This is a genomic window from Pseudacidovorax sp. 1753 (assembly GCF_040544975.1).
Lineage (GTDB): Bacteria > Pseudomonadota > Gammaproteobacteria > Burkholderiales > Burkholderiaceae_C > Xenophilus.
The window spans coordinates 239,617-254,030 of record NZ_JBEPKY010000010.1 but is presented as its reverse complement, the minus strand read 5'-3'; the positions used below and the strand labels follow the sequence as shown (position 1 = coordinate 254,030).

Genomic DNA, 14,414 nt, shown 5'->3' with positions numbered 1-14,414 from the left:
TCTGGACCGATGGCTGCGCCTACGACCCCGCCGTCCATTCCAGCGCTTGTCGCATCGAAATTTCTCAAGAGGGTTGACACCGGATGTCTCATGCCGGCACCTCGAAGGGCGTCGGGTCCAGGAAGCGCTGCAGCACATTGCCCGTGATGCGGCTGATGTTGTTGTCGTAGCTGTTGTGGCTGAGCGAGAGCACGTACGAGATCGAACCCGTCGCAAAGACCGCGCCGCCGTTGGCCGTCTCGAAGAACACCATGTCCGCCCGCACCAGCGCGTTCTGCTCGCCGTCCAGGCCGTGCACCGTGGTGCGGTATTCCTCGGGCGTGGGCAGCGCGCCCGGCCCGAGGCCGTGCGAGGTGGCCAGCATCACCGCATGCGGCGGGGAGCCCAGGCCGACGTCGAAGCGGTCGATCTCGATGCCCACGGCCCCGCCGATGCGCACACCGTAATCGCCGATGCGCTCGCCGGGCGCGATGCCCTCGACCGCGAAGGCCACGCGCGGGTTGGCCGCGTCGGGCGTCAGCAGGTAGTAGCCGGCATGGTCGTAGACCATCGCCGCGAAGCCCACGCCGATCAGCTTCTGCGGCGCGAAGCCGCTGTGGCGCCACAGCGCCCCGGGCTCGCCGGTGCCGGCCAGGTGCACCTCGCCGGGCTGCGACTCCCAGGTGCGGGTGCCGGCCATGCCGCGGCGCACTTCCACCGCGGCGGGCGCCTGCGGATGGAAGGCGCAGCGCCAGTAGAAGCCGTTGGCGCCCAGGGCCAGGTGCCGGCCGCCCCCGTTCTGGAAGGCCATGATGCCGTTCATCATGGCCTCGCTGTAGTACTCGGGATGCGACAGCGTGGCGAGCGTGCGGTAGCCGGCCAGCGCGCCGGGGCCCTGGCGGTCCAGCTCGACGTCGGTGATGACGTCGTAGTCGATGCCCTTCTCCTCCAGCCAGTCCAGGAAGTGACTGTCGATGGCCAGGTTGCCGGGCGTGGAGCGCGGCCGCATGTTCAGCACCGGCCGCAGCCAGGAGCTGTAGGCGCGGCCGCTGCCGTCGATGTGGTGGTCGTAGGTGGACTGACCGACTTCCGGATGCTCCTGCAGGTAGACGTCGTCGCCGGTCAGCATCAGCAGCCGCTCGGTCAGCACCTCGAAGTGCACGGCATGCAGCCGCAGCGCACTGTTGGCATAGGCCATGTAGGTCATGCTGGCCGCCAGCACCGCCAGCGGGGCCCGCGCCGCATCGGCTGCGGGCGTGATGAAGAAGGTGATGAAGGTCTCGGCATCGTCCGCGGCGCGCGTGCCGCCCTCGCCCGGAGGTCGCAGGCGCAGGGCGTAGAAGCCGGACTTCCAGCTGCGCGGCACGTCCAGCTCCAGCGTGACCGGCCATTCGCAGTCGTAGATGTCGTCGCTGTGGAAATGGATGGCGCCGTACTGCTGTGGTGCGGCGCGCCAATCGTGCACATCGCCCGTCCAGCGCACGCCGGTCATGGCGCGGCAGGGCAGCTGGTGCAGGCGGCCGTGCAGGCGGTTGGCCGAGAGGTCGAGCACGTCGAGCGTCTCGATGCCCTGCGAGAAGTCCCAGCAGGCCACCAGCTGCGCATCGGCCTGGCCGGGCCGGGGCGCCTCATCGCAGCGGCGCAGCGCGTCGGCGTCCATGCGGCCCAGCACGAGGCGGGGACCTTCGATCTTGCCGTCGTAGTGGCCCGCGCACAGGGTGCCCGTGCGGGCGCGCAGGTGCGCGCCGACCGTCAGCGCGCAACGGGCGTCGATCTCCCAGGGGCCCGGAACCGTGCGGCGCGCCTCGTGGCGCTGCTCGGGCAGCACGCCCTCGGCCAGGCGGCACTGCAGCACGTGCATCTCGCCCGTGGCCGGGTCCAGACTGGCCTGCACCCAGTACCAGCGCCGCTGCTCCAGCGCCACGCCCGTCCCCAGTTCGGCGACGCCCGCATCGCTGCCCACGCGCACGCCCACGCCGGCGCGGCTCACCTGCAGCGCATAGCCCCGGCCCGAGTCGTCGCACCAGCGTGCCATCACGGTCTGGGGCGTGTCGGTCAGGCGCGTGGGCCAGATGTAGGCGCCAAAGGTGAAGGCCCCGGCGGGCGCCAGACGCGCGTCCTCCGGCACATGCAGGAAGGAGCCGCAAGGCACCTCGCGGTGCACCACCGCATGCGGGCCGTCGATCGGCGACGCCATCTCCTGGTACTTGATGCCCGGGCCGGTGGCGTCGGCATCGGCGCAGCGCACGCGCACGAACTTCACGTCGGCCTGCGTCTGCTGCGCGCTGCTGAGGTGGAAGCGGATGCGATCGCCCGCGCGCACGCTGAGTTGGTCGGGGTAGCCGACGAAGGCGTTGGTCTCGATGGGAAAGGTCATGGTGGAGGAATGCGGTGCGTGCGTGAGGCTCAGTCGATGTCCAGCGCAGTGCCGGCGAGTGCCTGCCAGCGCAGCTTGAAGACATGCCACTCGGCCTCGTCCAGCGACGTGAAGACCACGTCGTGGAAGACCTTCACCTTCTGCCCGCGCGCGTCGGGCATCTGCGCCAGTGCCCAGCGGCGGCCGGGCTCGACCGTCAGCAGCAGGTAGCGACCCGGAAAGGCGCCCCAGCGCATGCGGTGCAGCAGCTTGCGCAGCTCTTCGCTGTGGGGGCCTCGGATGTTGCGGCGGAACTCGCTGGCGAGCTCGGTGCGGCTCGGGTCCAGCACATAGCGCGCGGCCTGGGGGTCGCTGGTGTGGTCCATCATGGTCAGGGCGGTGTCTTGCCGGGGGACGCCGGCTGGTTGCGAAGCGCCAGCAGCTCGGCCGCGCGCTCGGGGTTGTGGTCGATCTCGGTAAGCACCTTCACGAAGTTGCGTCCGCCCTCGACCAGGTCGTCGCGGATGGCCTGCGTGACCAGGGCCACGTCGCGGGCCTGCAGGCCCTTGAGGACGTTCATGTGCTGGTGCTCTGCGTCGTAGCTGGGATGGCCGTGCGGGTACAGGAAGTTGAGCATCGGCCCCACCTGCACCCAGATGCGGTCGAGCAACTCGGTGAGCTGCGGCATGCCCGAGCGGCGGTAGATGCCGAAGTGGAAGTCGAAGTTGTGCTGCAGCGCGGCGCGATAGTCGCGCGTCTTTTCCGCCCGCATCAGCAGCCGGTGCGACTCGGTCAGCTGCCGGATCGCGGCATCGTCGAGCAGCGGGATGGCCCGCTCGGCGGCCAGCGGCTCCAGCGCCAGCCGGATGTCGCGCAACTCCAGGTACTCGGCCAGGCTCAGCTGCCGCACGCGGATGAAATAGCCTTCCTTCATCTCCAGGGCGCGGTCGCGCACCAGCTGGATCAGGGCCTCGCGCACGGGCGTCTCGCTGGTGCCGATCTCCTTGGCCAGTTCGCGGATCTTGAGCCGCTGCCCGGGCTGGAAGACCGCGGACATGAGCTTCTCGCGCAGGCTTTCGTAGATCTGGCTGGCGAGGTTGGTTCGGCCGACGACGTTGAGACCAGGGGTGGACATGTTCATCTCTGTGGGGCTGCGAAGAAAGCCGCCGGGGCGGCGGCGCAGCGAGTATCGGGGCCGCTGCGCACCGCCTGCCCGGCCTTGCGACTCAGCGGCCCAGCCAGGCGATCCAGCGGTCGCGCAGCATCTGGCGGTTGTTGCCGATCCATTCGTAGTCGGCCACGATCAGCTTGTCGAAGTTCTCGGCCGAGGTGGCCAGCATGGCGCGCCGCTCGGGCGGGAACAGGTTGGCGGTCTTGGCGCTGCCGGTGTCGTAGCTGACGGCATCGACGAACTTCACGTGCTGCTCGGGCGGCAGGCTGTAGAAGAAATCGAGGTAGGCCATGGCGGCCTTGGGGTGCGGCGCCCCCTTGGGAATGGCCATGTAGCCCACGTCGCGGATGGCGCCGTCCCACGACACGGCCAGCGGCACCTTGGCGTTGATCAGCGAGATCAGGCGGCCCGAATAGCCCATGGTCATGACCACCTCCTTGCTGCGCATGGTCTGCTGGAGCTGGTCGCCGCTCTTCCACCACACGGCGATGCTGGGGCGCAGCTTGTCGAGCTTCTTGTAGGCGCGGTCCAGGTCGAGCGGGAAGAGCTTGTCGGGCGCGACGCCATCGGCCAGCAGGGCGGCCACGGGCACCCACCATTCGCGGTCGCCGGTGTCGGGCAGGCCGCGCGGGCCGGGGAATTTGGCGGTGTCCCAGAAGTCGGCCCAGGTCCTGGGGCCCTTGCCGTCCTTGAAGACCTCGGTGTTGTAGCCGATCTGCATGCCGCCCACGGTGCGCATCACGCCATAGGGCGTGCAGGCGCCCTTGACGCCGTTGGCCGTCACGCTGGGCAGCTTGCTGCAGTCGATGGGCTGCAGCAGGTCCTTCTTCTGCACCAGGTCGGGCGGGGTGGCGGTCACGATGTCGAACTCCATGCCGCCGCTGCGCGACATGGCCTGCACCTTGGCCCACTGGTCGGGCACCTCGATGGCGGCGGGGATCACGTCCACGCCCTTGGCCTTGGAGAAGGGTGTGTAGAAGGACTGCACCAGCGCCTTCTCGATCAGACCGCCGGTGGTGGCGATCACCAGTTCCTTCTCGAGGGCCTGGGCCGAGGCGCCAGCGGCACCGAGCAGCGCCGCGCCGCCGAGGACGAGCGCGCGGGCGCCCTTGCGTGGATCGAGCCAATTCATCATCACGAACTCCTTGCGAGTGAAGACCAGGGATAGGGAGAGAAGGCAGGGGGCTCAGCGGCTGCGCCGCCGGGCCTCCATGACGCGCAGCAGCGCGGCGGCGACGAGCACCGCGATCGACAGCAGGGTCAGCAGCGTCGCGATGGCGGGAATGACCGGCGTGAGGTTCTGCTCGATGTCCTCGAACATGCGGCGCGGCAGCGTGCGCTGGCGCACGCTGGAGACGAAGAAGGACACCACCGGTTCGTCGAAGGAGATGATGAACGCGAACAGCGCACCGCTCAGCAGGCCCGGCACGATCAGCGGCAGCGTCACCAGGAAGAAGGCGCGCAGCCGGCTGGCGCCGCAGCTCATGGCGGCCGACTCCAGGTCGGGGTCCACGCGCGACAGCGCCGCCGAGACGGTAAAGACCACGAAGGGCAGCGCCAGCACGGTGTGCGCGGCCACGAAGCCGGTCATCGTGCCCACCACGCCCAGGCGCTGATAGAACAGGTAGCAGGCCACCGCCACCGCGATGTGTGGCGCGATCACCGGGCCGATGACCATGAGCTGCGTGGCCGGGCGCAGGCGCGCGGCGCCGCGCACGATGGCATACGCCACCATGGTGCCGATCACGACCGAACAGACCATGGTGAGCGCGGCCACGCGCAGGCTCAGCAGGGCGGCGCGCTGCCACTGGGGATCGGCGAAGAACTCCTCGTACCAGTGCAGCGTGAAGCCGCGCGGCGGGAACTCGAGGTAGTCCGCCGGGCTGAAGGACATCGGCACGATGATCAGCGTGGGCAGCATGATGAACAGCACCACCAGCCACACGTAGACGCGCAGCGAAAGGCTGCCCAGGTCGAAGGGCGCCCGGTTGCGACGGGCCGGTGGGACGCTCGGGGTGTCGGTCATGCGCCGCCTCCCATCAGACGGTTGAAGCTCACGGCCTTGTTGAAGACCATCGTCAGGGTGGCGACGACCACCATCAGCACGCCGATCAGCGCGGCGGCGAAGGGCCAGTCGAGCATCTCGCGCACCTGCTGCGACACCAGCGTGGCGATCATCAGCTCCTGCGGGCTGCCCACCAGCGCGGGCGTGACGAAGAAGCCCAGCGCCGAGAGGAAGACCATCAGGCAGCCGCTCCAGATGCCGGCCCGGCTCATGGGCAGCAGCACCTCGAAGAAGGCGCGCCGGCGGTTGGCGCCCAGCATGGCCGCCGCCCGCATGTAGTCGTCGGGAATGTTCTTGAGCGCCGAGTAGATCGGCAGGATCAGGAAGGGCAGCAGCACATGGGCCATGGCCAGCACGACAGCGCCCTCGGTGTAGAGCAGCTTCATGGGCTCACCCGTCAGGCCCAGCCACTGCAGGGCGTTGTTGACGATGCCGTCGCGGCGCAGCAGCACGATCCATGCCGCGGTGCGCACCAGCACGCTGGACCACAGCGGCAGCAGCACGCAGGCCGTCAGCAGCAGTGCGACCGCGCCTTTCACGCGCGTCATCATGTAGGCGATGGGAAAGCCCAGCACCAGCGCCAGCACGGTGGTGAGCAGACTGATCCATCCGGTGCGCACCATCACCCGCAGATAGACGGGGTTGTCGAACACACGGGCGTAGTTGTCCAGCGTGGGGTGCGGCTCCAGCACGCTGAGCGACAGCAGGCTCAGCAGCGGATACAGGAAGACGATGAGCAGCAGCGCAAAGAAAGGCGCGAGCAGCAAAGCCGTCCAGCCACCACTGAGCTGCCGGCCGCCCAGCCAGAGCCGACGCAGCGGCGACGGTGGCGCCAGGGCCGATGCCGCCACGGGAGGGGCGACGGCGCTCATGCGGTGGCCGCCTCTTCGCCATAGACGCGCAGCGCCTCGGGCGACCAGCGCAGGCCGACCTGGTCGCCGGCCTGCACGTTCACCCGGCTCGGATCGGACAGGCGGGCGCGCAGCTCGGTGCCGTCGTCCAGGTTGGCGATGCACAGCACGGTGGAACCGCTGTAGATCACGCCGGCCACGCGGGCGCGCAGTGCGGACGGGTCTTCGGGATTCACCAGCGCGATCTGCTCCGGCCGCAGCGCCGCCACGCCCCGGCCGCCCGCAGCGTCCAGGCCCACCAGTGCTTGCGCCCCCACCTCGCAGTGGTGCGTGCCGCCCGGCAGCTGCACCGTGGCCACCTCGCCACGCAACGGCCCCACGCCGACGGGGATGAAGTTGGTCTCGCCGATGAAGCCGGCGACGAAGCGGTTGCGCGGCCGTTCGTACAGCGCCTTGGGCTCGTCCAGCTGCTGGATGCGGCCCTGGTTGAGGATGGCGACGCGGTCGGCCATGGTCAGCGCCTCGCCCTGGTCGTGGGTCACGAAGACGACGGTGATGCCCAGCTGCGATTGCAGGCGCTTGATCTCCAGCTGCATCTCCTCGCGCAGGTTCTTGTCGAGGGCGCTGAGTGGCTCGTCCATCAGCAGCACCTTCGGCCGGTAGACGATGGCGCGGGCCAGGGCCACGCGCTGCTGCTGCCCGCCCGACAGTTGGGCCGGCATGCGCGCGCCCAGGCCGGCGAGCCGCACGGTGGCCAGTGCCTGCTCGGCCAGGCGGTGGCGCTCGCCTTTGGCCACGCCGCGCATCTTGAGGCCGAAAGCCACGTTGTCCAGCACCGTGAGGTGCGGGAACAGCGTGTACTTCTGGAAGACCATGCCCAGGTTGCGATGGTTGGCCGGCAGGTAGGTCACGTCGCGACCGTCGATGGCGATCTGGCCGGCATCGGGCAGCTCGAAGCCGGCGATGCTCATGAGGATGGAGGTCTTGCCCGAGCCGCTGGGCCCGAGCAGCGCCAGGAACTCGCCCGGACGGACCTGCAGCGAGACATCGTCCACGGCGCGGACGGCACCGAAGCGCTTGGCCAGCCGCGTGATCTCGATGGAGGCGCCGCCGACAGGGTCGGCCGCGCCGGCAGGCGTGGGACGGGGGGCGGATGCCATCTGCATCTCTCCTTCAATCATGGAGTCCGGCAACGTCATCGGGACCCGAAGCGCCGGGACACGGCGGCGAAGGCGGCGTCGGTGGCTTCGAGTGCCTGGTCGATGTCGGCCTCGGTGTGCGCGAGCGAGAGGAACATGTTGTGGCGGGGATGCAGGTAGACCCCGCGGCGCAGGGCCTCGACGGTGAAGGCCGAGCCCTTCTCGAAGGCCGGATCGTCCTCGAACAGGATCAGCGGCAGCGCGGCCGGGCCGGTCTGGCGCACCGGCATGCCGTGGCTGGCGGCCTGGGCCGCGATGCCGTCGCGCAGGCGCTGGCCCATGGCCTGCACATGGCCGACCACGTCCTGCGCATCGGCCACGTCCAGCGTGGCCAGGCTGGCCGCCATGGCCACGCCGCCCGACCAGAAGGAGCCTGTCGCATAGATGCGGGTGGCGGCATCGCGCAGGCTGTCCACGCCGGTGACGGCCGCCAGGGCGTAGCCGTTGGCGATGGACTTGCTCCAGGCGCACAGGTCGGGCCGCACGCCCACCGTCTCCCAGCTGCCACCGGCATGCACGCGCATGCCCGCACGCACCTCGTCCACGATCAGGGCTGCTCCGGCCTTGTCGCACAGCTGGCGGGCGTGGCGGGCGAACGCAGGGGTGGGCAGTTCCTGGTCGACGCCCAGGTCGTGCTTGAAGGCGGCGCACACGATGGCGGCCAGGTCGTCGCCGGCCTTGGCCACGGCCGCGTCCAGGCTCGCCGTGTCGTTGTAGGTGTAGTGGATGAGGTGCGCCCGGTCCTCGGCCGTGATGCCCACCGGCACCGGCGTGCACCACGGGTCGGCGCCGTGGTAGGCCTTGGTCGCCACCAGCACCTTGCGCTTGCCGGTGGCGGCGCGGGCCACCATCAGGCAGATGGTGGTGGCGTCGGTGCCGTTCTTCTGGAACAGCGCCCAGTCCGCATGCGCGGTACGCGCCACGAAGCGCTCGGCCAGCTCGACGAAGCGCTCGGTCGGGCCGTTGAAGCAGTCGCCCAGCGCCTGCTGGCGACGGGCCGCCTCGTCCACCTGCGGATGGGCATGGCCCAGCAGGTTGGGGCCCCAGCTGCACATGAAGTCGATGTACTCGCGGCCATCGACGTCCCACACGCGGCAGCCCTGCCCGCGGGCGAAGTACTGCGGATAGCCCGCCGGCAGCTGCGCCGCATTCAGGTGCCCGGTCATGCCGCCCGGCACCACCTTGAGGGCGCGCTGGCGCAGAAGTTGGTCGCGCCCGCCGACGGTGGCGCTGGAGGTTTCGGAAGACATGGAAAGAAGCCTTGGGTGGTCGTCGATTTCGATCGTAGGATATATCATGTTTCATGTAACGCAATAGCCCCTGAACGCCGCGGGCGCTTTTTTCCAACGCAAGGAGACTTGAATGGCCCTTCTGTTCGGCGCCCTCGCCGATGACCTGACCGGCGGCATGGAGCTCGCCGCCATGCTTGTGGCCCAGGGAGTGCGCTGCGGCTTCGTGACGCATCCCTCCGAACTGGACGCGCTGCCCGCCGACATCGAGGCGGCCGTCATCGCCGGCAAGACGCGCGTGGTACCGGCGCAGGACGCGGTGCGGGCCTTTGCCGGCGGTGCCCGGGCGCTGCAGGCGCGCGGCGCCCGGCAGCTCTTCTTCAAGTACTGCGCCACCTTCGACTCCACCGACGCCGGCAACATCGGCCCCTGCGCCGACCTGCTGCGCGAGATGACGGGGGCGCGCTTCACGGCCTTCTGCCCCTCCTTTCCGGAGGCGGGCCGCCGCGTGTTCCAGGGCCACCTGTTCGCGGACGACATGCTGATCTCGGAGTCGCCCAAGCGCTTCGATCCGCTCACGCCCATGCTCGACCCCAGCCTCGTGCGCACGCTGCAGCGACAGACAGCGACGAAGGTGGGGCTGCTGCCCCAGCAGGTGGTGCATGCCGGGCTGGAGGCGATGCGCGCGCATGTGGCGCAGTTGCAGGCCACGGGCGTGGGCTTCGCCATCACCGATGCCGCCGAGCCGGACGACCTGGCGGCGCTCGCGGCCCTGACCTGGGACTGGCCGCTGATGACGGGCAATTCGTCGATCGGCGCCTACTACCCCGCGCACTGGCGCCGCAACGGCTGGCTGACGTCCGCCCCGGCCGACCCGGCGCTGCCGGCCGTGGAAGGCCCCGCGGTCGTCCTGGCCGGCAGTTGCGCCGGCCGCTCGATCGAGCAGCTGCGTGCCTTCGCCGAGCAACGCCCGGTGCTCTGGATCGACATGGTCCGCGCGCTGGAAGGCGCCGACGTGGTGGGCGAAGCACTTGCCTGGGCGCTGCCCCTGCTCGCGGCGGGCCCGGTGGCCATTGCCACTTCGGCCGATGCGGCCGAGGTCGAACGTGTGCAGGCCCGCGCGGGCAAGCTGGGCGCCGCCGCCCTGGCCGAGGAGGTGCTGGGCCGCCTGGCCCTGCGGCTGCGCGATGCGGGCGTGCGGCGCTTCGTCATCTCCGGCGGCGAGACCTCCGGCGCCGTGCTCCGGCACCTGGCCGTCACCCGCCTCACCGTGGGCGCCTACGAAGGCCCTGGCGTGGCCCGCGCGGTGACCGACGACCCCGGCGAGGGCCGGCTCGCGCTGTGCCTCAAGTCCGGCAAGCTGGGGCCCGTCGACATGCTGCTGCCCATGCTCCAGGGCATGGCCTCCGGCGGATAGGCCGCATGCCATCCGCAGTCCCGTACCGACCTCCACCCCTTCAGCAGAAAGCCGATCCGATGACGACTCCCATCGACACCCCGATCTCCGAGGACGCTCTTCGCCAGGCCCTCGCCGACGGCTACCGCCGTCTGGCCGAACTCGGCCTCAACACCGGCAGCGCCGGCAACATCAGCTGCCGCTTCGACGGCGGCGCGCTGATCAGCCCTTCCGGCGCGGATGCCCACAGCATCGACGCGCAGGCCATCGTCTCGATCGCCATGGATGGCGAGAACCGCTCGCCGGGCATCCCGTCCAGCGAATGGTCCATGCACACGGCCATCTACCGGCACTATCCGCAGGCCATGGCGGTGGTGCATACCCATTCGGACGCCTGCGTGGCCCTGTCGGCCCAGCGCCGGCCGCTCCCGGCCTTCCACTACATGCTGGCGGGCTTCGGCGGCGACGAGGTGCCCTGTGCCACGTACGCCACCTTCGGCACCGACGCCCTGGCGCAGTCGGCGGTCGACGCGCTGGCCGGCCACACGGCCTGCCTGTTGGCCAACCATGGAATGATCTGCCATGCGGTCTCCATCGAGAAGGCCGTCGCCAATGCGGCCAAGCTGGAGACGCTGGCGCGCCAGTACTGGATGAGCGCCCAACTGGGTGCTCCCGTGGTGCTGGATGCGGCAGAGATGGCAACGGTGCGCGACCGCTACCGCAGCTACGGCAAGGCGAGGCTGCCGCGCGGCGCCGGCGCCGCCTGAGCAGGGGCCGTGCCTTCCGGAAGAACGATGGCGCTCAGGGCAGCCGCACGGTGCCCTGGATGACCACGCCGGGCTCGCGCGGCGCCGGGTAGACGGGCACCGGCACGGGCACATAGGCCGGCGCGGGCGCCGGGCGGTAACCCACAGGTCCGCCGTCCTTGCATTTGCGCTTCTCGTCGAAGTCGCCGTTCTTCTTCCACTTGCGCTCGATCTTGCAGGGGCCGTCCCAGTAGGTCTCCTTGTGGCCGGGACCATGGCCCTTGCCATGGCCGCGACCGTGGGGCGGATCGGCCAAGGCAAGCGTGGGAGCGAGGAGCAGGCTACCGGCGAGGCAGGCGAGCAGGCGATGTGTTGTCATGATGGGAGCGGGGTGACGACTTCTTGCGCCGCCGAGGATATCGGCGCGCGCCGGCGGGGGAGTCGGCAAAGTTCGACCGCCGGCATCGGACAAGGCCACCCGAATGTCCGGCGCCGCGATCCCTCCACCGCTGACGCGCCGGCCCGACACGCTCCCGCGTCGCGCGTTCCTTCAGGCGCCGTCCGGCAGCACGTCCCACGCGACCGACAGGCGCATCGACTCGCCCTTGCGCAACAGTCGCAGCCCCTCCTGTCCCGGCAGATGGAAGGCGTCGATGGGATGGGTGATCGGCTCCAGGCAGAAGGCCTCACCCTGTGGTGGACGGTAGACGAGGCAGTGGCCCTCCCCGCCGCGCACGGCCGGCTCGATCTGCCGCAGCTGCACCTGAAGCCCCCGCCCAGGCCAGTGCACCGTGGCGACGCCGTCCCAGCCGAAGAAGGCGTTGTCGATGAAGCTGCCATGGGCCGGCATGCCGGTGGGCAGGTTCCAGTCGGCCGGCAGCGTGGTGCTGCGGCCGGTGGGGATCGGATCGGCCCCGCTCAGCCACACGCCCTGCACCGCCGCCTGGATGCGCGTATCGGCCGCGCGCACGAACCACGGATGCAGGCCCAGGCCGTAGGGCAGCGGCTCGTCGCCTTCATGGCGCACCTCGACCCGTTGGTCCAGGCCATGCTCGCGTAGCCGCAGCACCTGCCGCGCGACGAAGCGGTAGGGGCTGCCGCCGAAGCCGTCGGAGTGCAGCGTCATCTCGATCTCGCCCGGGCCCGTCTGCCGCAGCTGCCAGGGCTGCAGCCAGCCGTCGCCATGGATCGGATAGGGCTCGCCCACGCGATTGGGTTGCATGGCATGGAAGCGACCCGCCGCCTCGAAACCGCCCTGCGCGATGCGGTTGGACCACGGCACCATCGCGAAGGAGGCCTGGCGGTAGAGGTCGTCGCTGCCATCCCAGGGGCGCCACAGGTCCATTGGCGCCCCTTGCGGCGGCAGCCACTGCCAGGCGGCCACGGCGCCGCCGCGCGAGGGCACGACCGCCAGCCGCTGGCCGGCATGCTGCAGCCAGTGGCGGCCCTGGGCGTCGGCCGTGGACGCCACGCTGTCGGCACCGTGGACCGGATCGGGGGACGATGCCGGCGAGCCGGCGATCTCGGAGACGTTCATGCGGCAACTCCAAAGGCATGGGCCGGCAGGCCGGCCACGTTCATCGGCACGGCAAAAAGCCCACCGGCCAGGGGCTCGCCACGCAGCGCCGCATCGTCCAGGCCCACGCGGGCGGTCGTGATGTAGAGCGTGCGCAGGTCCTCGCCGCCGAAGGCGCAGTGCGTGACCTGGCTGGCGGGCACGGCGATGCGGTCCAGTTCCTCGCCCGTGTCGGGGTCGTGGGCGCTGACGCAGCCGCCACCCCAGTGGGCGATCCACAGCCGGCCGTCGGCGTCGACCGTCATGCCATCCGGATGGCCGTCACCGGCAGAGAAGGTCAGCCAGGGGCGAAGCGGCACACACGGACCGCTGACGGGGTCCACCTCGCAGGCCAGCACATGCCGGCCCACCGTGTCGTTCACGTACATGCGCCGTCCGTCCAGCGACCAGGCGGGGCCGTTGGTCACGCGCAGGCCCAGCAGCAGGCGGTCGCAGCGGCCCGCCTCGTCGTAGCAGTACAGGTGGCCGGTGGGCTGGCGGGCGTCGAAATCCATGCTGCCGGCCCAGAAGCGGCCATGCCGGTCGCAGCGGCCGTCGTTGAAGCGGTTGCTGGCCGGTTCGCCCGCGGGCCGGTGCAGGTAGACCGGCCCCGAGCCCGGTGCGTCGGGATCGAAGTGCGCCATGCCCCGACGCAGCGCCAGCATCAGGCCGGCGCCGTCGCGCCGCTCGGCCACGGCCGAGACCTCTTCGTCGAACTGCCAGCACAGGGCTTCGCCATCGGCCGGGCGCCAGCGGAAGAGTCGGTGCGACAGGATGTCCACCCACCACAGCGCCCGGCGGCGCGGCGACCACAGGGCGCCCTCGCCCAACTGGGCGCGGGCATCGAGGACGCACTGCGCCCGGCCGGCATGCAGCGGCGCGCCGCTGGCGGCAGGCAAGAAGGAAGAAGTCATGCAGGGAGCCTCATCACGCGGTGTCGCGTCTGTCTCGTCGTTTGTCTCGTCTTGACGCCATCGATGCTAGCCGGGCATATTGATGAGCATTGCATGATTTCTTTGCCTCATTCGATACACAAATGAATATCCCATCTTCGAACACCGCTGGCGCCGGTTTGGCCCGCTACCCGGGCCTTCAGGGCCGCCGCGCCTTCGTCACCGGGGGCGGCAGCGGCATCGGCGCCGCCATCGTGGGCGAGCTGGCCCGCCAGGGCATGCAGGTCGCCTTCATCGACATCGCCGAGGCGCCCAGCCGGGCGCTGGCGGAGGCGCTGGCCGCCGAAGGCCTGCCGGCGCCCTGGTGGCGGTGCTGCGATGTGCGCGACGTGCCCGCGCTGCAGGCCGCCATCGCCGACGCGGCCACGGCACTGGGCGACTTCCATGTGCTGGTCAACAACGTGGCGAGCGACGACCGGCACACGCTCGAATCGGTGACGCCGCAGTACTACGACGAGCGCATGGCCATCAACGAGCGGCCGGCCTTCTTCGCGATCCAGTCCGTGGTGCCCGGCATGCGCCGGCTGGGCGGCGGATCGGTGGTCAACCTGGGCTCGACCGGCTGGCAGGGCAAGGGCAGCGGCTATCCCTGCTATGCCATCGCCAAGTCGTCGGTGAACGGGCTGACACGCGGGCTGGCCCGCACGCTGGGGCAGGACCGCATCCGCATCAACACGGTCTCGCCGGGCTGGGTGATGACCGAGCGGCAGATCGCGCTCTGGCTGGATGCCGAGGGCGAGAAGGAGCTCGCCCGCAACCAGTGCCTGCCCGACCGTCTGGCGCCGCAGGACATCGCGCACATGGTGGCCTTCCTGGCCAGCGATGCGGGGCGCATGTGCACGGCGCAGGAGTTCACGGTGGATGCGGGGTGGGTTTGAAGATCGGCGGCAACGCCAGCGGCGTGGCGAATCGGG

14 protein-coding genes are annotated in these 14,414 nt (G+C 70.4%); 3 read left to right on the top strand and 11 right to left on the bottom strand.

Going from position 1 to position 14,414, the window contains the following annotated elements; translation table 11 throughout:
• Positions 1–88: 88 nt before the first annotated feature.
• The 8 genes from ABIC63_RS14960 to ABIC63_RS14925 form a co-directional block, all read right to left on the bottom strand.
• Positions 89–2,356: a N,N-dimethylformamidase beta subunit family domain-containing protein gene (locus ABIC63_RS14960; RefSeq protein WP_354320347.1), complete on the bottom strand. Its 2,268-nt coding sequence runs from the start codon at positions 2,354–2,356 to the stop codon at positions 89–91.
• A 29-nt stretch (positions 2,357–2,385) separates the two neighbouring features.
• A complete protein-coding gene (locus tag ABIC63_RS14955) occupies positions 2,386–2,724 on the bottom strand; it encodes a N,N-dimethylformamidase alpha subunit family protein (protein ID WP_354320346.1) in 339 nt (112 codons plus the stop codon).
• 2 nt (positions 2,725–2,726) lie between these two features.
• Complete coding sequence (locus ABIC63_RS14950) at positions 2,727–3,470, bottom strand: GntR family transcriptional regulator (protein WP_354320345.1); 744 nt, start codon at positions 3,468–3,470, stop codon at positions 2,727–2,729.
• Positions 3,471–3,561: 91 nt separating this feature from the next.
• Positions 3,562–4,641 carry an ABC transporter substrate-binding protein gene (locus ABIC63_RS14945; protein WP_354320344.1) on the bottom strand — a complete coding sequence of 360 codons (1,080 nt, stop codon included), beginning with the start codon at positions 4,639–4,641 and terminating at the stop codon, positions 3,562–3,564.
• Between the two features lie 51 nt (positions 4,642–4,692).
• A complete protein-coding gene (locus tag ABIC63_RS14940) occupies positions 4,693–5,532 on the bottom strand; it encodes an ABC transporter permease (RefSeq protein WP_354320343.1) in 840 nt (279 codons plus the stop codon).
• On the bottom strand, positions 5,529–6,443 hold the full coding sequence (locus tag ABIC63_RS14935; protein ID WP_017757788.1) for an ABC transporter permease: 915 nt from the start codon (positions 6,441–6,443) through the stop codon (positions 5,529–5,531). The genes ABIC63_RS14940 and ABIC63_RS14935 overlap by 4 nt, the downstream gene beginning before the upstream one ends.
• The gene (locus tag ABIC63_RS14930; protein ID WP_354320342.1) at positions 6,440–7,582 is read right to left on the bottom strand and encodes an ABC transporter ATP-binding protein; all 1,143 of its coding nucleotides are present in this window, start codon (positions 7,580–7,582) and stop codon (positions 6,440–6,442) included. The genes ABIC63_RS14935 and ABIC63_RS14930 overlap by 4 nt, the downstream gene beginning before the upstream one ends.
• Before the next feature lie 35 nt (positions 7,583–7,617).
• Entirely contained in the window at positions 7,618–8,871 is a 1,254-nt protein-coding gene (locus ABIC63_RS14925) for an aminotransferase class III-fold pyridoxal phosphate-dependent enzyme (protein WP_354320341.1), read from the bottom strand.
• 112 nt (positions 8,872–8,983) lie between these two features.
• On the opposite strand from ABIC63_RS14925, the gene otnK reads away from it, so the two are divergent.
• A complete protein-coding gene (gene otnK / locus ABIC63_RS14920; protein ID WP_354320340.1) occupies positions 8,984–10,267 on the top strand; it encodes a 3-oxo-tetronate kinase in 1,284 nt (427 codons plus the stop codon).
• A gap of 59 nt (positions 10,268–10,326) precedes the next feature.
• On the top strand, positions 10,327–11,013 hold the full coding sequence (locus tag ABIC63_RS14915; protein WP_354320339.1) for a class II aldolase/adducin family protein: 687 nt from the start codon (positions 10,327–10,329) through the stop codon (positions 11,011–11,013).
• 34 nt (positions 11,014–11,047) lie between these two features.
• On the opposite strand, the gene ABIC63_RS14910 is transcribed toward ABIC63_RS14915, so the two are convergent.
• The 3 genes from ABIC63_RS14910 to ABIC63_RS14900 all read right to left on the bottom strand — a co-directional run bounded on the left by ABIC63_RS14910 (position 11,048) and on the right by ABIC63_RS14900 (position 13,461).
• Positions 11,048–11,371, bottom strand: coding sequence for a hypothetical protein (locus tag ABIC63_RS14910; RefSeq protein WP_354320338.1), 324 nt, complete (start codon positions 11,369–11,371; stop codon positions 11,048–11,050).
• Positions 11,372–11,542: 171 nt separating this feature from the next.
• Positions 11,543–12,529, bottom strand: a complete 987-nt coding sequence (locus ABIC63_RS14905; protein ID WP_354320337.1) for an aldose 1-epimerase — start codon at positions 12,527–12,529, stop codon at positions 11,543–11,545.
• Positions 12,526–13,461 (bottom strand): SMP-30/gluconolactonase/LRE family protein, encoded by a 936-nt coding sequence (locus ABIC63_RS14900; RefSeq protein WP_354320336.1) that lies wholly within the window; start codon positions 13,459–13,461, stop codon positions 12,526–12,528. The genes ABIC63_RS14905 and ABIC63_RS14900 overlap by 4 nt, the downstream gene beginning before the upstream one ends.
• A 122-nt stretch (positions 13,462–13,583) precedes the next feature.
• On the opposite strand from ABIC63_RS14900, the gene ABIC63_RS14895 reads away from it, so the two are divergent.
• Positions 13,584–14,378 (top strand): SDR family NAD(P)-dependent oxidoreductase, encoded by a 795-nt coding sequence (locus tag ABIC63_RS14895; protein ID WP_354320335.1) that lies wholly within the window; start codon positions 13,584–13,586, stop codon positions 14,376–14,378.
• Positions 14,379–14,414 lie beyond the last annotated feature (36 nt).

Coding starts and splice junctions, on each gene's coding strand:
- ABIC63_RS14960 (WP_354320347.1), bottom strand. CDS start 2,356: ATGACCTTTCCCATCGAGACCAACGCCTTCGTCGGCTACCCCGACCAA.
- ABIC63_RS14955 (WP_354320346.1), bottom strand. CDS start 2,724: ATGATGGACCACACCAGCGACCCCCAGGCCGCGCGCTATGTGCTGGAC.
- ABIC63_RS14950 (WP_354320345.1), bottom strand. CDS start 3,470: ATGTCCACCCCTGGTCTCAACGTCGTCGGCCGAACCAACCTCGCCAGC.
- ABIC63_RS14945 (WP_354320344.1), bottom strand. CDS start 4,641: ATGATGAATTGGCTCGATCCACGCAAGGGCGCCCGCGCGCTCGTCCTC.
- ABIC63_RS14940 (WP_354320343.1), bottom strand. CDS start 5,532: ATGACCGACACCCCGAGCGTCCCACCGGCCCGTCGCAACCGGGCGCCC.
- ABIC63_RS14935 (WP_017757788.1), bottom strand. CDS start 6,443: ATGAGCGCCGTCGCCCCTCCCGTGGCGGCATCGGCCCTGGCGCCACCG.
- ABIC63_RS14930 (WP_354320342.1), bottom strand. CDS start 7,582: ATGGCATCCGCCCCCCGTCCCACGCCTGCCGGCGCGGCCGACCCTGTC.
- ABIC63_RS14925 (WP_354320341.1), bottom strand. CDS start 8,871: ATGTCTTCCGAAACCTCCAGCGCCACCGTCGGCGGGCGCGACCAACTT.
- otnK (WP_354320340.1), top strand. CDS start 8,984: ATGGCCCTTCTGTTCGGCGCCCTCGCCGATGACCTGACCGGCGGCATG.
- ABIC63_RS14915 (WP_354320339.1), top strand. CDS start 10,327: ATGACGACTCCCATCGACACCCCGATCTCCGAGGACGCTCTTCGCCAG.
- ABIC63_RS14910 (WP_354320338.1), bottom strand. CDS start 11,371: ATGACAACACATCGCCTGCTCGCCTGCCTCGCCGGTAGCCTGCTCCTC.
- ABIC63_RS14905 (WP_354320337.1), bottom strand. CDS start 12,529: ATGAACGTCTCCGAGATCGCCGGCTCGCCGGCATCGTCCCCCGATCCG.
- ABIC63_RS14900 (WP_354320336.1), bottom strand. CDS start 13,461: ATGACTTCTTCCTTCTTGCCTGCCGCCAGCGGCGCGCCGCTGCATGCC.
- ABIC63_RS14895 (WP_354320335.1), top strand. CDS start 13,584: ATGAATATCCCATCTTCGAACACCGCTGGCGCCGGTTTGGCCCGCTAC.